Here is a 25,556-nt window from a genome sequence, read left to right on the forward strand (position 1 = left end):
TAAATGTTGAAAAAAAATAAAAAAATCAGGTTATTTCTGCTGGCTGATGATCCTTGTAATGTAACCTGCTATTTTGTTCCTGAGGTGTTTTGTGCTTACTGTTGAGAACTCCTCCACCAGTTTCTTGTTTTCATCAAAATCAGCTGTGAATCTTCCAGGATAAGTTTCTATCAGTTCTTTGGCCAGTCTTTTTACAAAGGATGTTCTTATGTTTCCCATGTCAGTTCCTCCTTAACAGTTCTTTCTGTTCATTTTTATTTAGATCCATCAGAATCTTCATTAACTGCACAAGTTTATCTTCATTGATTCCATTTTCCCCTGCAATCTTCCGGGTCCTCTCTATTATCTGGCGCTCCCTTTCAGGGTCCAGTATATCCATGCCCAGCACCCTCTTGGCCTCGAGGATCTCCCCTGCAAGGGATATTCTTGCAGCTATAAGGTCCAGGATGTCCCTGTCTATCTTATCTATTTCCTCTCTGGATCTTTTAAGGATTTCTCTGGCTGTGGACTCATCCATGGCAATTCCTCCCTGATGATGGGGTTATTCAATCATAAAGACCCCCTGTTAATCCACAGAGGCCGGTTCTCTGATGATCAGGGTTATTCCACCACAAAGGTCCCCCTGTTATCCACAGAGGTGATGATAAGGTTCCCTTCAAGGGATTCCCATGCATTGATGACTCCTGGAACCGAATCCTCATCAGCCAGGGCAACGAATGATGGACCTGTACCTGAAAGGCCAGCTGCCGCTGCTCCCGCTTCAAGGGCGTCGAGGGCTATTCCCGGATCGAATCCAAGGGATGCACAATACAGTATCCCGTTCAGTGTAAGGGCCCTGTGGACCCTCCCGTTGAGAACCTCCCTGAAGGCCATGTCAACCCATGGAGCAAGGAGTTTCATCCTCGGGACATCCGATTGTGCAGTCAGTGATTTTCTGTCCGGCATGTATATTAATACCTTTTGATTTTCCATTTCCCTTCTGGAGATTATCTCCCTTGCTGTGTTATCTGTGACCGTTAGACCCCCATAGAAGGATGCGCTTGCATCATCGTAGGCCCCTGTCACCGTTACACCGGCCCTGAGGGATGCGTCCACTGCCATGTCAAGTATTTCCTCATCAGACATTGCTTCAACCTGGAATTCATCCGAAATCAAACTGGAAACTGCCATGACTGCTGCATTGGATGCTGCGCTGCTGCTTGAGAGTCCGCTGGCAACAGGAAGCTCTGACCTTGTTATGATCTCCACACCAGTATCCACACCGTAGCGGTCAATTACCATCCCCGCGCAGAGTTCTATCAGCGAAGTGTCGGCACCTTCACGGGAAATGCAGCTTATCCCTGACCCTGAAAGTTTAGCTTCAGCCTCCACATGGAGGCCTATTCCGAATGCTGAACCCTTCCCCGTGGCAATGGCATTCACGACCGTTGCCGATCCAGGGGATCTTACAATCCTTTTCAACCTATCACTCCATTACCAGTCTATCATTCATGAGCATGCTGCAGATAGAGAAACACCCTAAGGGTCTGATGAGCCGGCTGCAGACACAGACACCACTAACCTCATTTAATATATCTGAAACATTTATATAATAGATTACAGTCTACAGATTAATACAAATAATGGAAAGTTTAAGAGGTGGATGGTGAATTTCACCGAAGGTATGATACCATGGAAAGGAACAGCAAAATAGTCGCGGGACTCATAGGAGCCCTCACGGTTTTAGGGATACTCTTTTCAATTTCAGGGTCAGTGGAAAGATCCGGCACCATAGCCATCATCCCGGTGCACGGAGTAATAGCCTATGACACAAGTATTGAGGGCGTCAGCCCCGATGATATAAAGGAACTCATCCAGAAGGCCAACGATGACCCCTCAATCAAGGCGATAGTCCTTGACATAAACAGTCCAGGAGGCACCCCCGTGGCCAGTGAGGAACTCATGGATGCCATAAAGAAATCTGAAAAACCGGTTGTGAGCTGGATAAGTGATTCAGGCACATCAGGAGCCTACCTTGCAGCCTCCGCATCTGACAGGATAGTCGCAAGTCCATCTGCATGGGTGGGGAGCATAGGGGTTATACTGGACCTCACGGACCTCTCAGGGATGTACAGGCAGATGGGTATAAACAAGTACGCCATAAAGGCAGGGGAATACAAGGATATGGGTGCAGATTACCGTATGGTGACGGATGAGGAAAGGGAGATGCTCCAGTCAATGGTGAATGAAGAATACGATTACTTCATCAAGACCGTCGCCGCCAACCGTAACCTCACCATATCCTATGTCAGGAGCCTTGCAGAGGGTAGGATATTCACGGGGCGTCAGGCCATGAAAAACAGGCTTGTTGACCTGACCGGTGGACGGGACCGGGCAGTTGAAGTTGCAGCAGGACTTGCAGGTATAAAAGACTATGACACCGTAACCATGGCACCATCAGGCGGACTTCTGAAGCTAATATCAAGCATGCTATCAAAGGTGGGGTACTCCAGCAACACCACCTCCACGTCCATGCTCTGAATGCAGATGTTGAGCCATGAAAGCCAACCTCCAGAGTGCCTGCAGAAGGGCTTTCATTGGAAGATAAGTATTTATTGAAAAACATGAGAAAATAATATATCATGCTCATGGAGGTTAAGAAATGGTTGTTAAAATAGAGGTTTTCACATCCCCAACCTGCCCATACTGTCCCATGGCAATTGAGGTTGTTGAGGAAGCCAAGAAGGAATTCGGGGACGAGATTGATGTTGAAAAGATTGACATAATGGTGGACAGGGAGAAGGCCATTGACTATGGACTCATGGCAGTGCCTGCAATAGCCATGAATGGTGTTGTAAGGTTCGTGGGTGCCCCCAGCAAGGAGGAACTCTTTGAAGCCATAAGGGATGAAATGAAATAATCAATCTTTTTTTATTGAATTTCCGGGATTTTTTCTGATGAAGGATGAGAGGGTTTCTGGAATCACAACAGGGACAGCCGCCACTGCAGCGGCCCTCGCATCCCTGCTCTGTCTTAAGGGCGAAACTGTTAAGACCGTCACTGTTAAGGCCCCTGCAGGTGCTATTGAAGTTGATGTGGAGTCTGTTGAACGCCTCAGCATGGACACCGCCCGGGCATCGGTTGTGAAGAGACCCTACCCTGACCCCGACGTCACGGTTAACCTTGAAATAGTGGCAACGGTAAAACTTAAAGGAAGCCCCGGTGTGGAGATAAGGGGTGGTAGGGGGGTCGGTACCGTTACAAAGCCCGGACTCCAGGTACCCCCCGGTGAACCGGCAATAAACCCGGTCCCCAGGAAAATGATAATGGAAAACCTAGAGGAGCACCTTGATGAGGATGAAGGTGTGGCGGTAACTATTTCTGTCCCCGGGGGTGAGGAGGTGGCCTCAAGGACCATGAACCCCCGCCTCGGCATAATGGGAGGGATATCCATCCTTGGAACCACAGGGATTGCGAGGCCCATGTCCTCAAAGGCCTACAGGGAGTCCCTTGCCTGTCAGCTAGACATAGCCGTTGCCCTCGGATTCAGAACCGTCATCATGGTGCCCGGGAACATAGGTGCAGGGATTGCCAGGGAGTACTTTAAGGACACTGACCCTGATGCCATCATCCAGATGGGTAACTTTCCAGGCTACATGCTTGCTGAGGCCTGCAGGAGGGGTGTTGGAAGAATAATACTCCTGGGGCATGCAGGGAAGCTCATCAAGCTTGCAGCAGGAATATTCAACACGAAAAACAGTGTGGCTGATGGGCGCCGGGAGACCATGATCGCATACTCGGCCCTTGAGGGTGTCCCCGGGGCTGTCCTTGAGGCCATGTACTCTGCAGGGACAACCGAGGAGATGATAGAACACCTTGAAAGGACAGGCCTCACCGAGAAGGTCTTCAACCGGCTTGCGGATGCCATAAAGGAGAGGTGCGGGGGGCGCTGCAGTGTCCCCATGGAGGTCCTGATCACCACCATGGATGGCAGGATCCTTAACTCAAATTTCAGGGTCCCGGACGATATCCATACAGTGGATGGACGTTGAAGCACCGTGGGATTCCTGGATTAAAAAACAGAGAAAAGTAGAGTTGATACCATGAAGGATGAATTCACACACCTTAAGGATGACGGGGTTCATATGGTGGAAGTGGGGGATAAGTCCGCTGTCCGTAGAACGGCCATCGCCGAGGGCGAGATCCTCCTCGATAAGAAGACTGTGGACCTCATAAGGGAGAGCAGGATAAAGAAGGGTAACGTCCTCGCAACGGCGCAGATAGCAGCCATAGGGGCCGTTAAGAACACCTGGAACATCATACCCCTCTGCCACCAGGTTCCTGTTACCGGTGTCGATGTCAGGTTCCTTGTGGATGATGACAGGATCAAGGTGAGGGTTGCCGTGAAGTGTGACGGGAAGACCGGAGTCGAGATGGAGGCCCTTACAGGAGTCTCGGTGGCCCTCCTTACAGTATGGGATATGGTTAAAAGCGTTGAGAAGGACCAGGATGGCCAGTACCCACACACCAGGATAAGGAATATACGGGTCATCAGGAAAGAAAAGGATGAAATTTGAAGCGGTGATTCTATGTACACCGTCAAGCCTGAACTGAGGATGATTGTGGAGGACTGCTACCCCCACATAAGGGAACTGAACCCGGCCCAGAGGAGTGCCATTGAATCAGGATACCTTGAGTCCTATGAAAATTACATCATAGCCATCCCCACTGCAAGCGGTAAAACCCTGCTGGGCCTCCTGGCAGCCCTTAAAACCATCCTTGATGGTGGCAGGGTCGTTTACACCGTTCCACTCATCTCAATTCAGAACGAAAAGATAAAGGAGTTCAAAAAACTCGAAAAACATGGCATAAAGGTTGGTAAGGATCCTAAAACCTCAGACCTTGCAGTTATGGTGTTTGAATCCTTCGACACCCTCACACGTTTCTCATGGAACCTTCTAAGGGAGGTGGACCTCCTCATCGTTGATGAGTTCCACATGATAGGGGAATACAGCAGGGGCCCGGTGATTGAATCTGCAGTTACAAGGGCCCGGCAGCTGAACCCCTCCATGCGCATCGTGGCCCTCTCAGCAACCCTCTCCAACATGGACGAAATTGCGGGGTGGCTTGATGCCCGTGTCGTGGAGCATGACTACCGGCCGGTACCCCTCCACAGGGAGGTCCTTGACACCGAGATGTTCGGTGCCAGGGACAAGAACCAGGTTGTCCTGAAGATACTTGAAAAATCCATTGAGGAGGAAAGCCAGACCCTCGCATTCGTATCCACAAGGAGATTCACCGAGTCCCTTGCATCCTACCTTGCAGAAAATATCCGTGGGAGGATCCCTGAAGATATGAAGGAAAGATTCAGGACGGTTGCAGAGAGCCTCCTTGAGGTTCCAGGGGCCGCAGGGTCCCGTCCCACCTCGACGTGCATGAAACTCGCTGAATGTGCCGCCTCAGGGATAGCATTCCACCATGCAGGTCTCTTCAACAGGCAGAGGGAGATAATAGAGGACGAGTTCAGGAAGGGCAACATACTCATGATAACTGCAACACCCAGCCTCATGTACGGTGTTAACCTCCCCTCAAGGACCGTGGTTATAAGGGACTACACCCGCTGGACAGGCAGGGGTCAGCAGAGGATCCCTGTATTCGATTATGAACAGATGTCAGGGAGGGCCGGCCGGCCACAGTACGATGATGCAGGATACTCATACCTCATAGCAAAGAGCCATGCCGAGGCCCTTGAACTGGAGGAGTACTACGTCAATGGGGAGGTTGAGAGGACCTCTTCACGCGTCCTTGAAAACCGGGACGCCTTCTACCGGTTGATAATAGTACAGGTGGCATCAGGACTCTCAAGGAACCCTGATGAACTCATCGAATTCTTCAAAGGGACATTCTACGGTTATCAGCTCATGGAGAACCCCTACATGAACTCATTCGGCATGGATAACCTTCAGTATGAACTTGAGGGTGCCCTTGATTTCCTTGTGAAGAACAGGATACTCTATCCAAGGCCCGATGGCTTTGCTGCAACCGAATTCGGCATGCTCATTGCAAATTCAAACTACTCTGTTGAGACCGCCATCAAGTTAAACCAGCTTGCCTCAGAGATGGATGAACTCAACATCTACAGGCTGATCTATGAGATAACAAGGACCCCTGACATGCCCCTCATATCCTTCAAGGCCACGAAGAGCAGGGACCCTGTCAGGGAGAGGCTCATGGACCACGGACTCTTTGTCATGGACATAGGGAACGAGGAGGCCACGGCAGCAGCCCTTATAGAATGGATCAATGAGAGAACAGAGCATGAAATAGAAAACGCCTTCAACGTCTACGCTGCATCCACCCGGAGAGTGGCCTATGAAGCGTCAAGGCTTGTTAAGTTCTTCGGGAGGATATGTGAGATTATGGGGGTCTACGGTTATTCCGGTCAGCTGGAGGTGCTCTCTGCAAGGCTGTATTATGGTGTGGGTGAGGACCTGATACCCCTCGTTGTTGGTGTCAGGGGCCTTGGAAGAAGGAGGGCCCGTAAGATCATTGAAACATTTGGTGATGACCTGAGATACGTCCGGAAGGAGGACCTCAAACGCATCGATGGGATAGGTGAAAAACTCGCTGAGGCCGTTAAGAGGTATGCTGAGAGGTGCTAGGGGGGATGAAATCCATCCAGCCGCACCAGAGAAACATTGACTGGCTTGAAATGTATCATGATGCCCCATCCATCACATGTCTCCTGAGGGATGCGGCTGCAGGGGTAGGTGTCTCTGATCTCATGGAGGTAAGGCTCTTCATTGAGAGGAGCTGTGAACATGTCCAGGAGAGGTACAGGAAGAGATACATCGATATCTACACCGGAATGGTCGTTGACTCGGTCCTTGAACTGAAGAAAGGCAGCCCTCTCCGCGCAGATCATGATGAAGAAAACACATTATGGGTCCTGAGGAGGCTGAATGAAACACGAACACCCCTCCTTGCAGGTTTAACAGTTCTTCACCGAACCCTCATCAGGAAAGAACCGCTTCACCCCGAGGGAACCCCCTTCCCTGGTGGAGATTCTGTTAAAGAGGTTAACGGTGTTTATTACTGTCCGGTTAAGGACCGGCAGAAGGATAATCCCCGGGCCCTCTGCGACATCTGCATAGCAAGACAGACACCCAAATTAAAGGGGTATCATGATCATCAGAACAGTGCAAGGATCCCGAAAAATTAAAACAATAGATAAACCAGTTCCTGAACTGATATGAAGGAGGTCCGGAATATGATCAGCGCTGATAGGATTCCATCCAAGATGACAAAAATGGGGTTACTTGAGATTATTAAAAAGGAAGCCTCCTCCATCCATATAAAGGATATAATGGATGCTTCTGTGTATCTCAGAGATGATGCAAGGTATATGCCGCCCAGGGAGCAGAAGGATTTCATAGAGAGGTTCACAAGGGCCTTCTTCAACAGGATAAGGGATATAAAGAATGACAGAAACACCTACCCTGGTGAAGTTGACACCGGCAAGCTGAGGGAGTTCCTTGAATTCCTTGATGATCAGTTCCAGAAGGCCGTTGAAGTCCCTGAGAAGTGCTTCCAGAAGATTGCACGTATAATAACCATTTATGTAACCTTTATAAGGGAGGAACCCGTGCATCCTGTTGGAACCCGTTTCCCCGGTGGCCTCACGGTGCGGAGGGATGGGGACGTTTATTACTGTCCTGTGAAGGACAAACAGGTAAACACGCCATCGGCACTTTGCCGTTTCTGTGTCAGCATCCAGGACCCTGAAGTCTGATCATGGCCGTTGATGAGGAATACCCGGGACCCGGAAACACCCTGAAGCCTGATTTAGAACATGAAAAATAATAGTATGATGGATTAGGGGTCTGGAGCTCATCCCCCACCATCACAGACCTCTGAACCCATATCGATATCCTCAAGGTCCTCCTTCATCTTCCTGACCTTTTCAAGTGTCTCCTCAGGACCTCTTCTTTTCCCGGCACGTTTTTTCAGTTCTGATTTATCCACCACTTCAAGGTAGTCTGTGCTGTACCAGAGATCTGAATCCTCAAGGCGTGCCCATCCCTTATCATCCTCGACCTTTATGGCTGAGATCTCACCGGTGGTCCCGGTCCCTGTGTAGCGTACGGTCATGCCCACGGTGAGCACCCTGCCACCAGCATCCTTAACCTCCATAACAATCCCCGCACAGTGGTTTATTCAGGGGATATTTCAATGGTTTCCTCTTCCTCAGGGGCTTCCTCTGCCTCCTCTGCAGATATGCTGATAATAACGTAGTCCCCTACCTTCTCAACCCTGTCCATTCCCACAATGAAGGTCTTCTGTTTGAGGGAGAGTTCACCCTTTGATATGATAATGGAATTTATAACACCCTTCTCAGGGTCCACTTCCAGGTCAGAGACCTTACCTATCTCCATCGCGTTTTTATCCAGCACCTTGCGTCCTAGGAACTCCGTCACCTTCATATTAACACCACTGTATTCTATGTATCCCATGGTATAAAAAATAATTTATTCATGGATACCCATAGATAGGGGTATGACCAATTCAATAAGAATATTCAGGGTTGCCGGAATACCCGTTGAACTGGATTTCTCATTCCTCCTGCTGATGCTCTTCATATACATACTCGCCTACCTTGGATTCGTCTCCCTGCAGCTGGCGATCCTCATAACCCTCGTCTTTGTAACGGTGGTGATACATGAACTCGCCCATTCATACGTTGCCATGGGGTTCGGTGTTAAGATAAACAGCATACTCCTCCTCCCCATTGGTGGTGTTTCAAGGATGGAGGAGATACCAAGGGTCCCCAGGGGGGAGTTCCTCATATCAATTGCAGGTCCCCTAACAAACATCCTAATCGCAATGCTGGTATCTGTACCGATCCTCCTGGATGTGACAGGACCCCTTACCGGCCTTGCAGGGGAATTCCTTGCGGTTAACCTCCTCCTTGCCCTCTTCAACCTGATACCCGCATTCCCGATGGATGGTGGCAGGATACTCCGGGCGATACTCGCGGAGCGGATGGGCCACATGAGGGCCACTGAAATCGCCGCCAGCCTTGGAAAGATCATCGCGGTGTTCATGGCTGTCCTCGGGGTTTTCTACAATTTCTTCCTCATACTCATAGGACTCTTCATCTACATAGGGGCCGAGCAGGAGTACCAGGCGACCCTCATATCATCCCTCCTTGAGGGTGTGACCGTGGCCGATGTCATGACCCGGGACCCGGTGACCATGGACCCCGATATCACCGTGGATGAAGCCCTTGAATTCGTCATGAGCAAAAAGCACATGGGCTACCCTGTGGTTGAGGGGGATGAAATGATAGGCATAGTGACCTTCCATGACCTCTCAGATGCAGAAAGAACCAGAAATGTTAGGGAGGTCATGACAGAGGACGTTGTGACCGTGAATGAGGATGATGAGCTCATATCCGCCCTTGAAAAGCTCAACAGCATGAACCTTGGAAGGCTCCCTGTCATGGGTGATGGCAGACTCAGGGGGATAATCTCAAGGACAGACATCCTCAGGACACTCAACCTCCTTAGAAATAAGAAAATGAAGCGTGAAAATTGATGTGCAAACCTCCGGTGAAGAACATGAGAGATGCCTGCCGTCTGATAATCGATGATATAATCTCAGGAAAAATAAAAACAGGACAGGACCTTGAAAGGGCAAAGCACAGGGCATGCCGAGAATTCAAACTTAAGAAGTTCATGAGCAACTCTGAAATCCTTAAATACGCTGAACCTGATGAGAAGAAACTTGTTGAGGACATCCTGAGAAAGAAACCCACCAGGACCATTTCGGGTGTGGCTGTGGTGGCTGTGATGTGCCAGCCCCATGAATGTCCCCATGGAAGATGCCTGTACTGCCCTGAAAGCGATAAGGCGCCTCCAAGTTACACAGGGGAGGAGCCCGCAGCCCTGAGGGCCAGGATGCACGAGTTTCATCCATACAGGCAGGTATACAGCAGGCTTGAACAGCTTCACAGCATAGGCCATCCTGTGGACAAGGTTGAACTCATAGTGATGGGCGGGACCTTCCCCTCCCACAGCCTCTGCTACCAGGAATGGTTCATCTCAAAGTGCCTTGAGGCCATGGTGGACTTCGGGTCAGAGTTGAAGGACCTGAAGGTAACCATACCCGGCTATAATGGCTACGTGAAGGTGGATGATGCCCAGAAATACAATGAATCATCCCCTGTCCGGTGCGTGGGCATGACATTCGAGACAAGGCCCGACTACTGCCGTGAGGAGGACGTTGACCGGATGCTTGGACTGGGGGTTACAAGGGTGGAGCTGGGTGTTCAGACCATCTACAATTACATCTACCAGAGGATAAAGAGGGGTCACAGTGTCGCTGATGTCATTGAATCCAACAGGATACTCAGGGACTCCGGCATAAAGGTGGCCATGCACCTTATGCCCGGACTCTTCTCAGACTTTGAAAGGGACCTCCGGATCTTCAGGAGGATCTTCAATGACCCCTCCTTCAGGCCGGATATGATCAAGATATACCCCTGCCTTGTGACCAGGGGCAGTGAACTCTACAGGATGTGGGAGAAGGGGGAATACAGGCCCTACTCAACTGAGGAGGCCGTTGACCTCATCGTCGAGATAAAGAAGATGCTCCCCAAGTGGGTCAGGACAATGAGGATACAGAGGGACATACCCTCACAGCTCATAGTGGACGGTGTAAGGAAGTCCAACCTTGGTGAACTGGTCTACCGGCGCTTGGAGGAGGAGGGCTTCAGGTGCAGGTGCATAAGGTGCCGTGAGGTGGGTCACCTCTCCAGGAGGGGTGCTGAAGTCGATGAAGAGAGCGTGACCCTCATGGTTGAGGATTACATGGCAACGGGTGGAAGGGAGTTCTTCCTCTCCCAGGAGGACCCTGTGAACGATGTTCTCGTGGGATTCCTGAGGCTGAGGTTCCCATCAGAGAGGGCTCATCGCCCTGAGGTTGATTCCAGAACAGCCCTCGTGAGGGAGCTTCATGTTTACGGTTCAATGATACCCATAGGTGAACAGCGCGAAACCGTAGGACAGCACAGGGGCTACGGTGAGGAGCTGCTCTCAGAGGCAGAGGAGATCTCAAGGGAAAACGGAATGGATCGTATCCTTGTCACAAGCGGGATAGGTGCCCGTGAATACTACCGGAAGTTCGGCTATGAAAGAGAAGGCCCCTACATGGCAAAAAGGCTTTGATTTAACTTTAGATCTGTCATCCATTAAGGAAGGTGATTGAAAGATGAAGATAAAAAGCAAGGAAGAACTGGCATCCCTTATAGACCATACCAATGTCAGGGCAGATGCAACCCCCGCAGACATTGAGAGGCTCTGCAGGGAGGCTGAAGAATACGGGTTCCGTTGTGCCGTGGTAACACCCACAAATGTCAGGCTTGCATCCGAACTCCTGAGCAGCTCTGAAGTCATGGTATGCTCGGTTGTTGGTTTCCCTGCAGGGGTCAGCACGCCCTCAGTGAAGGCCCTTGAGGCCTCGGAGGCCGTTGAAAACGGGGCCGAGGAGATAGATATGGTCATGAACATAGGCGCCATGAAGGCCGGGGACACCGAACTTGTCCATGAGGATGTGAGTGGCGTTGTTGAGGCTGCGGGAGTACCCGTTAAGGTCATACTCGAGACAGCCTACCTCACCGATGAGGAAAAGGTGAAGGCGTGTATTATAAGCAGGGACGCCGGGGCTGCCTTTGTGAAGACCTCAACAGCCTACGGGGGGCTTCCAGGGGCAACTGTAGAGGATGTTAGACTCATGAGGAGGACCGTTGGTGATGATATGGGTGTTAAGGCCGCGGGGGGTATAAGGGACTTTGAAACAGCCCTTGCGATGCTTGAGGCCGGCGCGGATCGTATAGGAACATCAACGGGTGTAGAGATAGTGGAGGGATTCAGGGTTGAGGATCAGGATAACCGTTGAGGGCAAGGGACAGGCCATTGGAGAACTGGATGACAGGAACCCTGAATCCGCAAGGAGGATCTATGAGAGCCTCCCCATTGAAGGAAGGGCGCTTCTATGGATGGAGGAGGTCTACTTTGACATACCTGTAACCCTTGACTATGAGAACCCCTCAGGGACGGCGTCCCCTGGGGACATCTCCTACTGGCCGCCTGGATACGCCCTCTGCATATTCTTTGGATCAACCCAGCCCTATTCCGAGGTCAACCATATCGGCAGGGTCATGGAAAACCTTGAACTCTTCTCCCGGGTTGATGAGGGCGACAGGATAATCATAGAAAAAATATGATCCAGTAATCAGGACTTGCAGATAACCGGGAACAGGACACATCCTGAATTGAACAATTATAGAAGAGTGCCCCCTAAAACAGGCGCTGGAGGAGAAACTGATAATTAAACATCAATGATCTCCCTGTAGAGTGTGTCCCTCCTTGCAGGGATCCTGCCTATATCCCTGACAACCCTCACTATCTCAGAGGGTTCTGTCCTGACACCATAGGATGCACCGGCAGACCTTGAGATGTTCTCCTCTCCAAGTGTCCCTCCAAAGTCGTTGGCCCCTGAGAGGAGTGCTATCTGGGCGAATTTGAAGCCCAGTTTAACCCATGAGGCCTGTATGTTCCTTATCAATCCCCTGAACATGAGCCTTGATATCGCATAAACCTTGAGGTCCTGGGCGCCCGTTGCACCGGGCATTGCATCACCATCACGGTATATGGGGGCGTTGGGGTGCATGAAGGGTAACGGTACGAACTCGGTGAATCCCCCTGTCCTCTCCTGTATGTCCCTTAGGATTGCCATGTGTTCAACCCTGTGCTCAGGGGTGTCTATGTGGCCGTACATCATGGTGCAGGTTGTGGGTATGCCTACACGGTGGGCTGTCTCTATAACCTCAACCCATTCACCGGTACTCAGTTTGGTGGGGCAGATGACTGACCTCACATCATCATTCAGTATCTCCGCTGCGGTTCCAGGCATTGAACCAAGACCTGCCCTTTTCAGTATCCTCAGGGCCTCCTCAATGGAGAGTTCTGCGTTGCGTGCTCCATAGTAAACCTCCATTGGTGAAAATGAATGAAGATGAACATCCGGGAACCTTGATTTTATCTCCCTAATCAGATCCTCGTAGAAGTATGTGTCAAGTCCCGGGTAGAGGCCTCCCTGTATGCAGAGCTCCCTGGCACCATTTTCAACGGCCTTCTCTGCTATTTTAATGATCTCCTCTGTTTCAAGGTAGTGGGAATCATCATCCATTTCATCCCTTCTGAAGGCGCAGAACCCGCACTTTCCTGAACAGATATTGGTGAAGTTGATGTTCCAGTTCTCTATGAAGGTGACCCTGTCCCCGCATTCCGATTCCCTGACAATGTCCGCAACCATTAAAAGGGCCTGAAGGTCCCTTCCAGTTACATCCATCAGGTACAGCGCATCCTCGGTACCTATAGGCTCATCAACCGCCTTTTCAAGTATTTTCCTTGTGCGGGTTTTGATTCCTGCTGTGCCAAACATGCGATTTAGTATCTGATTTTATATGTTTAAAATTTTTGGTTCTGATGAGATTCATATCCAACTCTCCCCATATTGACTCTGTGGCCCAGTAATCCGCCAGAACCAATAAATTTAAATAGTAGAGATTACCAGCTTAATTTGGAGGTGAAATTATGGCTGAATTACCAATTGCACCAGTCGGTAGAATTATAAAAAATGCCGGTGCCCAGAGAATAAGTGACGATGCAAAAGAGGCTTTAGCAGAGGCACTTGAAAAAACAGGTGAAGAAATCTCACGCAAAGCCGTTGAACTTGCAAAGCACGCCGGCAGAAAAACTGTTAAAGCCGCTGACATAAAAATGGCCGCTGAACAGTTATAGGAGACTCTATTTTCAATTGTTTATTTATTTTTAATGTCTTAAGGCTCTTTATACGCACCATACATTCAATCCGTTTCCGTAACCATTAAAAACTTCTGAGATTTTAAAATTCCTGAGGGATAATTTTTCATGCCTCTCCCTGTTTCATGGAATTAAAGACCTGAAGGTTTCCATGCAATCCTCAAAGCTCTGGGAATCATCATGATCCCTGACATTCCATGAAAAAATTATATAAATGAAAAAATAAAGTGTAAAGGGAGGTGGTTATGTATGTCAACAATGGAAAACCTCAAGGAAGCCTTTGCAGGCGAATCCCAGGCCAACAGACTGTACCTTGCCTTTGCAAGGAAGGCCGATGAAGAAGGTTACCACCAGGTGGCCAAGCTGTTCCGTGCTGCCGCAGCAGCAGAGACGGTCCATGCAATGAACCATCTTGATGCCATGAAGGCCATTAAGGGTACAGATGAAAACCTTAAAGAAGCCATTGAAGGAGAAACACATGAATTCAAGGAAATGTACCCTGAATTCATTGAAGAGGCCAGGGCTGAAGGCGAAGATCAGGCACTCTGGAGCTTCGAAGTTGCAAACAAGGTTGAAGAGATCCACGCTGAACTGTACAGTAAGGCCCTTGAGAGCCTTGGTGAAAATGTTGAGGTGGACTACTACGTCTGCAACTGGTGCGGTAACACCGTTGAAGGGGAAGCCCCTGACAGATGCCCTATCTGCGGCGCCCCCAAGGATGAATTCAAAAAGATAGACTGAGAATTCATGACCCCATAATTTCTTTTTAAAATTTAAAATACCAATTCACTGATTCTTAAAACCCAGTTCCTCAAAGCTTATACGGAATGTGGTTCCCTCATCAGATATTACATCAACCCTCGCATCTATCTGATCACTGAGGCCCCTTACAATCTGAAGTCCAAGTGAAGGTGTGCTCTCCCAGTCAAGGTCCCCTGGAAGGCCCACGCCATTATCACTCACCTCAAGGGTCACGGTGCCGTCGCTCCTTTTAAGTGAAACCTTTATGTCTCCCCTGCCATCAGGGAAGGCGTGTTTTATGGCGTTTGTCATGAGCTCCGTGAAAATGAGTCCAATGGGTATTGTCGTCTCAATATCCGCCCTAAACTCCTGCATGTCAAAGCTGAGCCTGATCATGGAGGGGTCCAGATTGTAACTGTTGAATATCTCCACCCCAAGGGTGCGTATGTATTCTGATATATCAACATTCTTAAGGTCCTCTGAGCGGTAAAGCCTCTCATGGATCAGTGCCATTGACCTTGCCCTGTTCTCACTCTCCCTGAAGATTTCGAGGGTGTCCTCATCCTTTATCTGCCTTGACTGCATGCTCAGCAGACTTGAGATTATCATGAGGTTGTTCTTGACCCTGTGATGGATCTCCTTGAGGAGGAGTTCCTTCTCGGCAAGGGACCTTTCAAGCATCTCCTGGGTCCTCTTAAGGTCCGTGATGTCACTGAGGACCACGATGACCGAGTCCCTGTCCCCTGCATGGATCCTTTTATTGTAGATCCTCACTGTGTATCTATTACCCGCAGGGTCCTCCAGTTCCATCTCGTAGGGTTCAACCGACCCCTCCCTTTTTATTGTTTCAAGTTTTGATTGGAATTCCCTCCGGGCATCCTCGCTGATGAACTCAAGGTCATAAACTGATCTTCCTATCATCCTCTCCCTTGGAATCATAAGTTTACCGGCGAGGGTTGAATTGATATCAAGTATCCTTCCATCATCCACGTCAAGGAGTATTATGTATTCCGGTGAAAGGTTGAATAGTGCCCTGTATTTCTCCTCACTCTCCCTTATCCTGGCTTCAGCCTTTTTTCTTTCTGATACATCCCTTATAACCGCCGTTACATAGTCGCCATCCATGTAATGCCATCCCACAACGGTTAATTCCACAGGGAATCGGCTTCCATCCCTCCTTGTCGCTTCAACATCATCTATGAATTTTGAAATACCCTCAAGGTTCCCCTCATTGAATCTGTGCTTTTCGATGTGCTCTGCAGGTATGAATGTCTCGAGGGGTTTTCCTGCTGCATCCCCTGAGGAGTAACCGAACAGGTCCTCCGCTCCCCTGTTCCAGGAGACCACCATGCCATCAGAATCAACGGTAATGATGGCATCCCTTGCAGTTTCAATTATGCGTCTGTATTTCTCCTCACTGTATCTCACCGCCTCCTCTGATTCCAGAAGCGACTCTGAAAGGAGCACTGTAACGGTATTGACAAAGAACATAACGGATAAACGCATAAAATCCTCCGTAAGACCTCCGATAGATGATAAAATGCTGCTTGCTATCAGAACAGCGCCGAGGAATACCGTTACGATGAAGGAATTCTGTCTGAACCATATCCCTGCAAGGACTATCGTATGTAGAATACGTGGGTGAAGACAACTCCCACACCGAGTATTAGGTGAAAGTAAAGGGTCATGATGGAACAGAAGAGTGTCAGAAGGGCCACTATAATAATTCTGGCGTTCCTGTTCCAGTAGAACTGGAGTTTTTCAGCTACTGTTCTGTATACCACTTGATCACCTGTGACTCCATGCTTCTTCAATAAATAACATCACATACCTGATGAATCCTTCTGTGATCCCACAGTTTATGTCTCCCCTCCTGGCCTTATAGAACAGAGATTTAACTTAATTATTCTATTTTCTCTTGGCAGATAAAAATTTTTACGATTAAAGCCTTCGCATTGAAAACCCTTTAGGATCCTGGAATTATTATATAAAAAAATTAAAATCCTTCATTCCCTAATATTCAAAACATGGCAGCTTCATGGATCCAAATATACCTGCCTGGCTTTAGGATCTCAATTAAACAGGCTATTTTAATGGAATACATTGGATAAAGGGAAAAGGTTATATATGACTACTTCCATAGTTTAGAAGGACCAAGGAGGGCCGGTGGTCTAGGGGTATGATACCTCCCTGACACGGAGGTGATCACGAGTTCGAATCTCGTCCGGCCCATCATGCCGTGGTAGTTCAGTTGGGAGAACGCCAGACTGAAGATCTGGATGTCGCTGGTTCAAGTCCGGCCCACGGCACTCAAAAACCACCTCTTTTTATGAAATCTTTTATGAAATCATTAATCATTATACCGCTGAATTTTCTAAAGTCTATCTTCTCCATGTGTAAAGGGCTGGAAAATGTAAGAGCTTCCATAGCCGTGCTGCAGCACCACAGATTAAAAGATGCCCGTAATGGTGTCACTTCCAGGGTCCACTGAAGCACCATAAAGATTAATGAGTGCACAGGACGGCACCACCATTCCACACTCCACCACTGCAGAAACAACAAATATATTAATGGATGAAGCATCAAAAAAAGGCAGGAGACCCATAATAGGTTAGGGATCGGGAGATAAGGTACGTTACGGTAGCACTGTTTCTATGACCGTGTGAAACCCTGCATCTTAATATCGGTCAAGCAATAAGGTAAGTCCCGGTAGCATCCCTTATCCTAACCCTCATGAAGGAACCCATCTCACCATCCCCGGTTACAACGGGTATGTAAGAGTCTGTTCTACCTATAAATCCCCCCTTTCTTCCCTTTTCAATTATAAGGATATTCTGAAGTGTTCCAACAAGTTCACGATTTTCATTCTCTGTTATCTTCCCCTTGAGCTCCTCTATCGTCTTTGAACGCCTCTTAAGGTCCCTGAAGTCAATCTCATCCAGTGACGATGAGAGGGCGCCTGGCCTGTGCCTGTACTTTGAAAGGTGTATGAAGCCCGGTTTAACCTCCTCAAGGAGCCTGCAGGTATCCATAAAGGCCTCCTCATCCTCAGTGGGGTAACCGACAATGATGTCTGTTGCGATGGAGATGTCGGGTATCACTTCCCTGAACCTTTCAACTATCATCCGGAACTCATCAACAGTATGCCCCCTCCTCATGTCAGCCAGGACCCGGTCGCTGCCGCTCTGAACCGGGAGGTGGAGGAAACTGTAGACCTTCTCTGAGGTGTATGCCTCCACCAGGCCGTCAAGGTCCCTGAGGACACTGGCAGGGTGCATCATACCCACACGTATCCTGAAGTCACCGGGGATCTCACTTATCCTCCTGATGAGGTCTGAGAGCCTTTCACCGGTATCAGTACCGTAGGCAGCCGTGTCCTGGGCTGTTAACTGTATCTCCCTGCATCCAGAAGAGATAGCTCTTTCCGCCTCCTCAACGAGGAGATCTGAGGGGTAACTCTGGATTCTGCCCCTGGCAAACCTTGTGCAGCAGTAACTGCAGCTCCCGTTGCACCCCTCACATATCTGGAGGATGTGTATAAGGGGGTTGGACCTTACCTTTGGAACACCCACCTTCAGGTCTGATGTGAAGCCAGTAATGCGCCTTAAATCCCCCCTCCATGCTGCCTTAACAGCCTCAGGGGTCCTTTTAAGCTGGTGGGGTCCAAGCCATGACGCGTCCCCTGATATGGCTTCAAGTTTCCCGGGGTCTATCTCAACCATGCAACCTGCCACCACCAGTCCCTTATCAGGGTAGAGTTCCTGGAGCTTCTTTATCCTGTTAATCACCTTATGCTCCGTGGGGTGCTTAACATAGCATGTGTTAACGATTATAACATCAGCACTATCAATATCCGTCAGCCTGGCTCCCTCTTCCCTGAGGAATCCTGCCATGATTTCGGAATCGGCCTGGTTAAAGGTGCATCCGAATGTCTCAATATAAACCTTCAGATCCATATCAATCCTCTGTAAAGACTTATGATCCCTGAGATGATTTCAGTGGAATTTCCAGCCATGTTTACCTATCAGAGGTACGAAGGCAACACCGCCAAGGTTCTCTGACCGGTAATCCTCATCAGAGATCCTTTCAATTAAAACAAGTTCCTGGTAAAATTTATCAGAACCAACAGGTATTAAAAGTTTACCCCCAAGCCCCAGCTGCTCCATGAGGGGTTCAGGGACGTAGGGTGCTGCTGCAGTCACATATATCCTGTCATAGGGGGCCTCCTCCGGCCACCCCTGGCTTCCATCACCATGTATGACTGTCACGTTGTCATAGCCAAGTTCCCTGAGCTTTCTCCTGGCCCTTTCATAGAGGGACCTTATCCTCTCAATGGTGTAGAGGTGGCCATCCTTCCCTATAATCTCGGCTATCACCGCCGCATTGTAACCGCAGCCGCTCCCAATTTCAAGGACCTTCATCCCCTCCCTGAGGTCCAGTATCTCTGCAATCATTGCAACCATGTGGGGTGCTGATATGGTCTGTCCCTCACCTATCGGGAGGGGCATGTCCATGTAGGCCCTGTGTTTCTCCTCCTCAGGGACAAACTCATCCCTGGGGACCTTCTCCATTGCCCGCCTTACCGGCTCTGACCTTATGTAACCCTTATCAATGAGTTCCTGAACCATCCTCCTTCTCTCATCAATCATCAAACCACTTGAATTGCTGCTTCCCTGATACCTGTTCTCTTAGAACCATATCTTGTCTGGCGACAGCGGGTAAATATCAATAAATCATCAGACCTGAGAAAATATTATATCATCCTGCCTGTGCGTAGGTTCACACCCATTTCTCCCCACTGCAAGCCTGAGAGCATATTATATCATCCTGCCTGTGAGGTCATGTTTAAATCGAAGGTTAACAGGGCGGCCGTAAACCCTTTTAACAGAATGTGCCTCTGCAGAGCCTCTCCTTATCATTCCCTCGGATGTCTTTATGGCCCTGATCCTGAAGACGTGTTCCCCGAGTTTCATGACATCACCGACCCTGAATACAAAGTCCCTGTCAACCTCCACCTTCCTTGAGTAGACCCTGCCATGAAGGTCCACAGATACACCCACCCTTGCAGGGGCCTCAAGGGATGCTGCCCAGACGGTCTCAACCTCGGATGCTGTGGATTTATCAACCCTCTTACCGCTTTTGAGTTCAAGGGAGGTTATCTCAACAAGTTTACCCCCTACAGTTATGGCGTCGCCTGTGGAGAGTTCCTCATCAGGGTACAGTTCCACGTAATCCCTGTAGGATTCACCGTGCTCGCTTATGATTACACGGTGTTTCTCGGGATTTTCAATTACCAGCCTGTCCCTGAAGACCGTTCCGCACTCATCACATTCAAGCACCAGGTGCTTTACCTTCCGGGTCCTTGATTCATCGGTCCTGCTCTTCAGGACCCTGAATGATGTGGATCCGCATATCGGGCACTGCATTTCATTACCCCTCATCTTCTTCAGATACTCCAAGGGTCCTGAGGTAGTGTTTCACAAGACCCCCGTCCTCAAGTATGGATAGCATGTAATCGTTGAAGGGCTTCATCCTGTACTTCTTCTGCCTGGTGATATTCTCGATGACACCCTCCCTGAGGTCAGCCCTGATCTCATCACCATCCTCTGCATCAACATCAGCCATTATAACAGGCAGGCCAATGTTTATTGCGTTTCTGTAGAATATTCTTGCAAAGGACTCTGCGATGATGGCAGATACCCCTGCATGTTTAAGGGCTACCGGAGCCTGCTCCCTTGATGAGCCGCATCCAAAGTTTCGCCCGGCAACTATGATGTCACCCTTCCGGACCTTTGATGCGAATTCAGGGTCTATCCCCTCCATTACGTGGGATGCGAGTTCATCGAGACTGAAGGTCCTCAGATAGCGTCCAGGGATTATTATGTCAGTGTCAATGTTATCACCGAATCTCCAAACCCTTCCCTTTATCACTGAATTCATGGTATGCCTCCTTTACCTATCATGGCACCGCTGTTACGGCCGCCTGTTATGAATGCCTGGCCCCCGGGCATCGCTTCCCTTGCAGCCCCCAGCACGTCCCCGGGGTTCTCGTCTGTGACCGCATACACCGCCGGGCCGAAGGAGCTCATACCTGCACCATGTGCCCCTGCGGATATCATGTTATCTATTATCCTGTCTATCAGTGGATCCTGAAGTTCCCTTTCGATCTTCTTGAATCCTGTTGTCTGTATCTCGTTTACTGATTCACCGAAGGATTCTATGTCACCCTCCAGAACGGCCGGCATCATCTTCATGAGGATGATGTGGGAGAGCTTCTCAACCTCTGAAAGGGGTAAGGGGCAGTATTCCTGGAATATGTTAACCTCCCTCCTCCCCGAGACCGACCTGTCTATATCGGGAATTGCAATGATGATCTTCCAGTCCTCAGGAAACTCATACCTTGCAATGACAGGGGGTGGTGAGGCTGTCGATGCAGATGACGGCAGGAAATCCTTTTTCTCCTTCCTGCTGTGACCGGCATCAACTATGAATCCACCATACTCAAAGGATGCCACGCCGATGCCTGATGTCCCTCCCCTTCCAACTATCCTGGCAAGCTCCTCTGCATTTAATTCCACCTCATGGTGCTCTGCTATGAGCCTTGCGGTTGCAAGGGCTATCTGGGTCCCTGAACCCAGCCCTGAATGGGATGGGAACATCTCCTCGACACTGAATAAAAAGTGCTCATCACTCCCAAGGTACTTGAGGGTCCTCTCGGCAGCATCCCCTATCTTTGAGGCGTACTCCCGCTGCAGTGCCTCAGAGGTATCATGGGGGAATTTAACCATCGTGGCATCGGATTCTTCTGCCCTTATTACCAGTTCCGGTTCTTTTATGGTGATCCCGACTCCACCGTCAAGGCGGCCCCTCTCACCGTTGAGGTCTATGAGGGTCAGGTGGAGTCGGGATGGTGTGTTTATTATCAATTCGACTACCACTCCTAATTGTCTGATGGTTTTAAGGGTTTTGCAAACTGCCTCTCAACCTTTTGCCTGTGTATGGAGTTCATTGTACAGAAGGGGACTATTCTTCCATCTGGAAGTGCATAGTGAATCACGCACCTTCTAACCCGCTCTATGTCAAAGTTCCATGGGTCCATGAAGTGCATGCAGGAAATCAGGAGGGTGTTGTAATGGAATTCGCCGAGGGCGCTGTAGGACCTCTCCCTGAAGATTGATGTGAGTATGCTCTTTATATCCACTGATTCAGGTGCCCTTGATTTGTCAAGGGTCTTCGGGAGTTCAATGGTTGACCTTGCAATTACCTTCGCCTTTGCAGCTATTCCTCCCTTCTCAATCTCCTCTTTACCCTTTTCAAGGACCTCGAAGAACCTGTCAACGTCAATGAACCTTGTTATTGGGATTATCCTGTCATCCTCTATGAATATGTAGGTCGCTGTTCCACAGTGCTGGTGGCATGTGAATGTAACCTGGGGTTCTCCCTCAATTGCAGCTACGAAATCAGATATGGGACGTACAGATGATGCCGGGTAGAAGTCATCGACTGCTATTTCTGAGCCTGTCTGGGCCTCTACAAGTTTCTGGAAGTCGGGTATTGTTATCCTCTGCTCCTCCACCCTGTCGGCGGGTGTTCTTCCTGCAAAGGACACTGGCTGGAAGTTAACACCCCTTATTATGTCTATGTTATCAACTGCAAAGCGTATGATGTCCCCGACCTGGTCATCGTTAAGGCCCCTTACCAGGGTTGGCACAAGTACTATCCCTAGCCCTGCCTTTCTACAGTTCTCTATGGCCTGCAGCTTCAGTGGAAGAAGATTCTTACCCCTTGATACGATGTAGGGCTCCTCTGTGACACCATCAAACTGGAGGTAAACCGTGTTGAGTCCTGCCTCCCTGAGTTCAGCGGCTAGTTCGGGCTTCCTTGCAAGTCTCACGCCGTTTGTGGCTATCTGGACATGTGTGAATCCCTCTTCCCTTGCGAGTTTCACAAGGTCGACTATGTCCTTCCTTACCGTGGGCTCTCCTCCGGCGTACTGGATCGCAGGTGTCGGGACCGGCCTGTTCCTTCGAAGGTTGCGAAGCATTTCCCTTATTTCTTCGTATTCCGGTTCATAGAGGTAATTTGACACGGCTGCATTGGCAAAACAGATGGGACATTTAAGATTGCATCGATTGGTGACATCAATAAGACCAAGGACCGTGTGACTCTTATGTTCCGGGCAGAGCCCACAGTCAAGGGGGCAGCCCTTCAGGGGGTCTGTCTGTGGATTTAAGAGGCCTTCACCCTCCTCATCGTATTCTTCTGCCTTCCTGTAAATCTTGGAATTGCTCCAGTAAACATTTTCAAAGTCTCCATGTTCCGGGCATTCCTTTCTTATAAGAACCCTGCCCTCTTCCTCAAGGACCTCTGCATCAACCGGTCTGAGGCATTCGGGGCATAGGCTCTTTGTTTTCTTTATTACCACAACAGTCACCTGTTTAATCTGAGTATCAAAAAATCATCAATTTCCATCGGCAAAGATTATATAGCTGATCTGTGAAATTACAGATTCATAGTCTCTAAACTGATACCTAATGGTGTTTTTACGATGATCCTAATAAAATTTATGTGAGGTGTAGCTTTGAATACCGATATCATCAATATTATAGATGTTCTCCATGTAATATATTTTATGCTGCCGGCCTACCTGGCCAATATGAGTGCCCTTGTCTTTGGTGGGGGTAAACCCCTTGATATGGGGGTCGCCCTTGCCGATGGCAAGCGTCTCATAGGAGACGGGGCAACCTGGAGGGGTACAGGTGCAGGGACATGTGTAGGTCTAATTGTGGGAGGACTTCAGGGTTTCATCTCAGGTTCGGTGCTTGCAGGTGCACTTACTGGTCTGCTACTTGGCCTTGGAGCCCTTCTGGGTGATGCTGCTGGAAGTTTCATTAAAAGGAGGATTGGTATAGAGAGAGGGCGTCCCGCCCCCATCCTTGACCAGCTTGATTTTGTATTCGGGGCCCTATTGCTTGTCTCACCCCTCGTAAACCTCCCGCTATATTATATCGTCCTTATAATGGTAATCACCGTGGTGCTTCACCTTTCAGCCAATATAGTAGCATACCTCATGGGTATGAAGGATGTCTGGTACTGAAGAACCTTCAGCCATGATTCTCTTCAGCAGACCATCAGTTCCTTTTTACATTTAACATCAGCCCCCTCGAGATTAAGGGGATAAGGGTTCCGGCTCAAAAACTGGAACTGGGCATCATTTAAGGTCCTCACCCGAGACCATGAGGAGTTTAAGTGTCTTCATGAACACCTCCCATGATGAAGACCACTCAGGGACCTCATAGACCAGGGTGGGGTAGCCTGCGGCTGCAAGGGGCCTTGAGAATAGCCTCCCGGATGAACTCCTGTAACGTGTCCCTGATGGGACAGGGTAATAGTTGAATCCAGCCCCCTCAAGCCTCCGCGCGATCTCCACTGATGCGGCGTCCATCTGGGGGGTTGCAACGTAGAAGCCCTCACCATAACCGGGTTTATGGGCGTGGGCGATTATGACAAGGTCACAGTCAGATCCCTTTATATCTTGGAGTATGTAGGTGGCTGCAAGGCCCTCCCCGTTGGCCCTTCCCCTGCTGAAATCCATGGGGCTGTCCTCAACTACTATGGTGTAGAGCACAACCTCAACAGGTAGGAGGGCGAATACCCTTGAAGCCCACTGGACCGGTGCAATGGAAACAGTCTCCCGCGGGTGTATCCCTGTCACAACAGCTATTTTCAGGTCCCTATCACCGTAATGGGCATAAATATCCCTTGTAACGTATCCCCTACCATCCTCTCCTATGAGGCTGTGATCTGAAAGGTTCATCAGGACAAGGGGTGCCAGTAACAGTAAAATGATGAAGATCAAAATTTTTAAGTGCTTCAAACCTGACCTCCCATCCAAATCAGTCCTGGAGGTAATCCTCCATCAGAAGGGCTGTGCCGACGGCTGGGGCCACAACACATTCCGCTTCAGTCAGGAACTCGTCCATGGTCCTGCAGTCAAGTTCAAGTACCTCAGCAGCCCTTTTAGCAAGGACGTTCATTCCAAGGCCAGTGGCTATGACCTCCTCAAGGTTTTCACGTTCCGATACCTCTGCAATCCCCTCCGCTATCCTGAGTATCTGCTGATGGTATATGTACTCCGATACTTCAAGGATCTCCTCTGGCTGGAGCAGGTCAAGGTCCGCGCAGAGGACCCTTGCGATCCTCAGCATGCAGTCCTCAAGGGATCTGCCCGCACCATCAGGCGTGCTGCAGGTGTAGTCCTCCTCCCTGATGTTTCCCAGGACCCTGTGCACATCAGCCGTGATGGCGAAGAGTTCGGAGGAAACCCTGAACCATCTCTCCCCCAGGGGGACCCTGTCAACTATGGTTGCCACGTTGCTCCTCAGGGTCCCCGTGTAGACCAGTTCACCTGTTCCGAGTCTTTCAAGGTCGTTCCGTCCCTTCGCAGCCTCGAAGCCGTCCTTTATCGGTATTATGTCTGTTGTCGTGCTGCCCACATCAACCATTATACAGTCGCTGCTCATTGCAGAGGCTATCTGGGAGGTGGCAACCCAGTTCGCCGCTGCGATGTTCATGGGGTCTGAAACCGCCCCCTCAGCATCAACCATGCCTGATAGGCTCACGTAGGCCACCGGCACATCGAAGGTCCCCTCAACCCTGTCAACGATGTCGATAACGCCCATAGCCTTGCTCGGGTAGGCGTCAACCAGTTCTGCTGTCATTGACACCCCAACACCGTCAAGGTCCTGGATGTCATCTCCAACCATCTCCAGGAGTGTTTCTGAGAGTTCATCCTTCTTAAGCCACATCGGGAGGTACCTGAAGTCCACCCTCACCTTCTCCATCTCACCATCACTGCCAAATTCTATTATGGCCATGTCAGTGTTTGCTCCTCCAATATCAAATCCGGCGATCTTCATGAAATCAACCCAATATTATGTCATAAAATTC

General features: G+C 49.6%; 30 protein-coding genes and 2 tRNA genes. 16 read left to right on the forward strand and 16 right to left on the reverse strand.

The window, feature by feature from the left end:
- Positions 1-30 precede the first annotated feature (30 nt).
- The 3 genes from N5910_RS06055 to N5910_RS06065 form a co-directional block, all read right to left on the reverse strand.
- Positions 31-219: a 30S ribosomal protein S17e gene (locus N5910_RS06055; protein WP_074359138.1), complete on the reverse strand. Its 189-nt coding sequence runs from the start codon at positions 217-219 to the stop codon at positions 31-33.
- 1 nt (position 220) lies between these two features.
- Entirely contained in the window at positions 221-517 is a 297-nt protein-coding gene (locus N5910_RS06060) for a chorismate mutase (protein ID WP_074359139.1), read from the reverse strand.
- 83 nt (positions 518-600) lie between these two features.
- Positions 601-1,461, reverse strand: a complete 861-nt coding sequence (locus N5910_RS06065) for a shikimate kinase (protein WP_074359140.1) — start codon at positions 1,459-1,461, stop codon at positions 601-603.
- Positions 1,462-1,671: 210 nt separating this feature from the next.
- Here N5910_RS06065 and sppA point away from each other — a divergent pair, with 210 nt between their 5' ends.
- The 7 genes from sppA to N5910_RS06100 all read left to right on the forward strand — a co-directional run bounded on the left by sppA (position 1,672) and on the right by N5910_RS06100 (position 7,771).
- Positions 1,672-2,520 (forward strand): signal peptide peptidase SppA, encoded by an 849-nt coding sequence (gene sppA, locus N5910_RS06070; protein ID WP_191216041.1) that lies wholly within the window; start codon positions 1,672-1,674, stop codon positions 2,518-2,520.
- 121 nt (positions 2,521-2,641) lie between these two features.
- Entirely contained in the window at positions 2,642-2,899 is a 258-nt protein-coding gene (locus N5910_RS06075) for an MJ0307 family thioredoxin (protein ID WP_074359142.1), read from the forward strand.
- Between the two features lie 37 nt (positions 2,900-2,936).
- Positions 2,937-4,031, forward strand: coding sequence for a cobalt-precorrin-5B (C(1))-methyltransferase CbiD (cbiD, locus tag N5910_RS06080; RefSeq protein WP_074359143.1), 1,095 nt, complete (start codon positions 2,937-2,939; stop codon positions 4,029-4,031).
- A 51-nt stretch (positions 4,032-4,082) separates the two neighbouring features.
- Complete coding sequence (moaC, locus tag N5910_RS06085) at positions 4,083-4,556, forward strand: cyclic pyranopterin monophosphate synthase MoaC (protein WP_074359144.1); 474 nt, start codon at positions 4,083-4,085, stop codon at positions 4,554-4,556.
- Positions 4,557-4,568: 12 nt separating this feature from the next.
- Positions 4,569-6,641 carry a DEAD/DEAH box helicase gene (locus N5910_RS06090; RefSeq protein WP_261599420.1) on the forward strand — a complete coding sequence of 691 codons (2,073 nt, stop codon included), beginning with the start codon at positions 4,569-4,571 and terminating at the stop codon, positions 6,639-6,641.
- A 5-nt stretch (positions 6,642-6,646) separates the two neighbouring features.
- The gene (locus N5910_RS06095; RefSeq protein WP_238337855.1) at positions 6,647-7,201 is read left to right on the forward strand and encodes a DUF2115 domain-containing protein; all 555 of its coding nucleotides are present in this window, start codon (positions 6,647-6,649) and stop codon (positions 7,199-7,201) included.
- Between the two features lie 48 nt (positions 7,202-7,249).
- The gene (locus tag N5910_RS06100) at positions 7,250-7,771 is read left to right on the forward strand and encodes a DUF2115 domain-containing protein (RefSeq protein WP_191216044.1); all 522 of its coding nucleotides are present in this window, start codon (positions 7,250-7,252) and stop codon (positions 7,769-7,771) included.
- Between the two features lie 98 nt (positions 7,772-7,869).
- Here the strand turns inward: N5910_RS06100 and N5910_RS06105 are convergent, their stop codons facing one another.
- Entirely contained in the window at positions 7,870-8,172 is a 303-nt protein-coding gene (locus N5910_RS06105) for a DUF2098 domain-containing protein (RefSeq protein ID WP_074359147.1), read from the reverse strand.
- Positions 8,173-8,192: 20 nt separating this feature from the next.
- Positions 8,193-8,492 carry a PRC-barrel domain-containing protein gene (locus N5910_RS06110; RefSeq protein ID WP_261599421.1) on the reverse strand — a complete coding sequence of 100 codons (300 nt, stop codon included), beginning with the start codon at positions 8,490-8,492 and terminating at the stop codon, positions 8,193-8,195.
- A 43-nt stretch (positions 8,493-8,535) separates the two neighbouring features.
- Here N5910_RS06110 and N5910_RS06115 point away from each other — a divergent pair, with 43 nt between their 5' ends.
- The 4 genes from N5910_RS06115 to N5910_RS06130 are packed head-to-tail and all read left to right on the forward strand — an operon-like array spanning position 8,536 to position 12,265.
- The gene (locus N5910_RS06115; RefSeq protein WP_074359149.1) at positions 8,536-9,576 is read left to right on the forward strand and encodes a site-2 protease family protein; all 1,041 of its coding nucleotides are present in this window, start codon (positions 8,536-8,538) and stop codon (positions 9,574-9,576) included.
- 23 nt (positions 9,577-9,599) lie between these two features.
- Positions 9,600-11,207, forward strand: a complete 1,608-nt coding sequence (locus tag N5910_RS06120; RefSeq protein WP_074359780.1) for a tRNA uridine(34) 5-carboxymethylaminomethyl modification radical SAM/GNAT enzyme Elp3 — start codon at positions 9,600-9,602, stop codon at positions 11,205-11,207.
- A 43-nt stretch (positions 11,208-11,250) separates the two neighbouring features.
- The gene (deoC, locus tag N5910_RS06125; RefSeq protein WP_074359150.1) at positions 11,251-11,937 is read left to right on the forward strand and encodes a deoxyribose-phosphate aldolase; all 687 of its coding nucleotides are present in this window, start codon (positions 11,251-11,253) and stop codon (positions 11,935-11,937) included.
- Entirely contained in the window at positions 11,915-12,265 is a 351-nt protein-coding gene (locus tag N5910_RS06130; protein ID WP_074359151.1) for a cyclophilin-like fold protein, read from the forward strand. The genes deoC and N5910_RS06130 overlap by 23 nt, the downstream gene beginning before the upstream one ends.
- 104 nt (positions 12,266-12,369) lie before the next feature.
- On the opposite strand, the gene cofH is transcribed toward N5910_RS06130, so the two are convergent.
- Positions 12,370-13,485 carry a 5-amino-6-(D-ribitylamino)uracil--L-tyrosine 4-hydroxyphenyl transferase CofH gene (gene cofH, locus N5910_RS06135; RefSeq protein ID WP_074359152.1) on the reverse strand — a complete coding sequence of 372 codons (1,116 nt, stop codon included), beginning with the start codon at positions 13,483-13,485 and terminating at the stop codon, positions 12,370-12,372.
- A 152-nt stretch (positions 13,486-13,637) separates the two neighbouring features.
- On the opposite strand from cofH, the gene hmtA1 reads away from it, so the two are divergent.
- Complete coding sequence (hmtA1, locus tag N5910_RS06140) at positions 13,638-13,844, forward strand: histone HmtA1 (protein WP_074359153.1); 207 nt, start codon at positions 13,638-13,640, stop codon at positions 13,842-13,844.
- A gap of 270 nt (positions 13,845-14,114) precedes the next feature.
- Positions 14,115-14,606 (forward strand): rubrerythrin family protein, encoded by a 492-nt coding sequence (locus N5910_RS06145; protein ID WP_074359154.1) that lies wholly within the window; start codon positions 14,115-14,117, stop codon positions 14,604-14,606.
- Between the two features lie 45 nt (positions 14,607-14,651).
- On the opposite strand, the gene N5910_RS06150 is transcribed toward N5910_RS06145, so the two are convergent.
- Together N5910_RS06150 and N5910_RS06155 are read right to left on the reverse strand one after the other, a co-directional pair.
- Entirely contained in the window at positions 14,652-16,097 is a 1,446-nt protein-coding gene (locus N5910_RS06150; protein ID WP_261599422.1) for a sensor histidine kinase, read from the reverse strand.
- A 128-nt stretch (positions 16,098-16,225) separates the two neighbouring features.
- Positions 16,226-16,390, reverse strand: a complete 165-nt coding sequence (locus N5910_RS06155) for a hypothetical protein (protein ID WP_238337858.1) — start codon at positions 16,388-16,390, stop codon at positions 16,226-16,228.
- 376 nt (positions 16,391-16,766) lie between these two features.
- Between N5910_RS06155 and N5910_RS06160 the strand changes: the two genes are divergently transcribed.
- Together N5910_RS06160 and N5910_RS06165 are read left to right on the forward strand one after the other, a co-directional pair.
- Positions 16,767-16,838, forward strand: a tRNA-Val gene (locus N5910_RS06160).
- A 4-nt stretch (positions 16,839-16,842) separates the two neighbouring features.
- Positions 16,843-16,915, forward strand: a tRNA-Phe gene (locus N5910_RS06165).
- Between the two features lie 378 nt (positions 16,916-17,293).
- Here the strand turns inward: N5910_RS06165 and N5910_RS06170 are convergent.
- From N5910_RS06170 to tes, 6 genes are all read right to left on the reverse strand, one after another.
- Positions 17,294-18,556: a tRNA (N(6)-L-threonylcarbamoyladenosine(37)-C(2))-methylthiotransferase gene (locus tag N5910_RS06170; RefSeq protein WP_074359781.1), complete on the reverse strand. Its 1,263-nt coding sequence runs from the start codon at positions 18,554-18,556 to the stop codon at positions 17,294-17,296.
- A gap of 45 nt (positions 18,557-18,601) precedes the next feature.
- The gene (locus tag N5910_RS06175) at positions 18,602-19,255 is read right to left on the reverse strand and encodes a protein-L-isoaspartate O-methyltransferase (RefSeq protein ID WP_074359157.1); all 654 of its coding nucleotides are present in this window, start codon (positions 19,253-19,255) and stop codon (positions 18,602-18,604) included.
- A gap of 168 nt (positions 19,256-19,423) precedes the next feature.
- Positions 19,424-20,032, reverse strand: a complete 609-nt coding sequence (locus N5910_RS06180; protein WP_074359782.1) for an HVO_0476 family zinc finger protein — start codon at positions 20,030-20,032, stop codon at positions 19,424-19,426.
- Between the two features lie 4 nt (positions 20,033-20,036).
- The gene (hacB, locus tag N5910_RS06185; RefSeq protein WP_074359158.1) at positions 20,037-20,546 is read right to left on the reverse strand and encodes a homoaconitase small subunit; all 510 of its coding nucleotides are present in this window, start codon (positions 20,544-20,546) and stop codon (positions 20,037-20,039) included.
- Positions 20,543-21,532: a beta-ribofuranosylaminobenzene 5'-phosphate synthase gene (locus N5910_RS06190; protein WP_074359159.1), complete on the reverse strand. Its 990-nt coding sequence runs from the start codon at positions 21,530-21,532 to the stop codon at positions 20,543-20,545. The genes hacB and N5910_RS06190 overlap by 4 nt, the downstream gene beginning before the upstream one ends.
- A 14-nt stretch (positions 21,533-21,546) precedes the next feature.
- Complete coding sequence (tes, locus tag N5910_RS06195) at positions 21,547-23,031, reverse strand: tetraether lipid synthase Tes (protein WP_074359160.1); 1,485 nt, start codon at positions 23,029-23,031, stop codon at positions 21,547-21,549.
- Between the two features lie 156 nt (positions 23,032-23,187).
- Here tes and N5910_RS06200 point away from each other — a divergent pair, with 156 nt between their 5' ends.
- A complete protein-coding gene (locus tag N5910_RS06200) occupies positions 23,188-23,703 on the forward strand; it encodes a CDP-2,3-bis-(O-geranylgeranyl)-sn-glycerol synthase (protein WP_261599423.1) in 516 nt (171 codons plus the stop codon).
- A 114-nt stretch (positions 23,704-23,817) separates the two neighbouring features.
- On the opposite strand, the gene N5910_RS06205 is transcribed toward N5910_RS06200, so the two are convergent.
- Both N5910_RS06205 and N5910_RS06210 read right to left on the reverse strand, forming a co-directional pair.
- Complete coding sequence (locus tag N5910_RS06205) at positions 23,818-24,465, reverse strand: hypothetical protein (protein WP_261599424.1); 648 nt, start codon at positions 24,463-24,465, stop codon at positions 23,818-23,820.
- A 37-nt stretch (positions 24,466-24,502) separates the two neighbouring features.
- The gene (locus tag N5910_RS06210; RefSeq protein WP_074359162.1) at positions 24,503-25,525 is read right to left on the reverse strand and encodes a hydantoinase/oxoprolinase family protein; all 1,023 of its coding nucleotides are present in this window, start codon (positions 25,523-25,525) and stop codon (positions 24,503-24,505) included.
- Positions 25,526-25,556: the final 31 nt, after the last annotated feature.

Origin of the sequence: Methanothermobacter wolfeii, from assembly GCF_025397995.1 — an archaeon.
Lineage (GTDB): Archaea > Methanobacteriota > Methanobacteria > Methanobacteriales > Methanothermobacteraceae > Methanothermobacter > Methanothermobacter wolfei.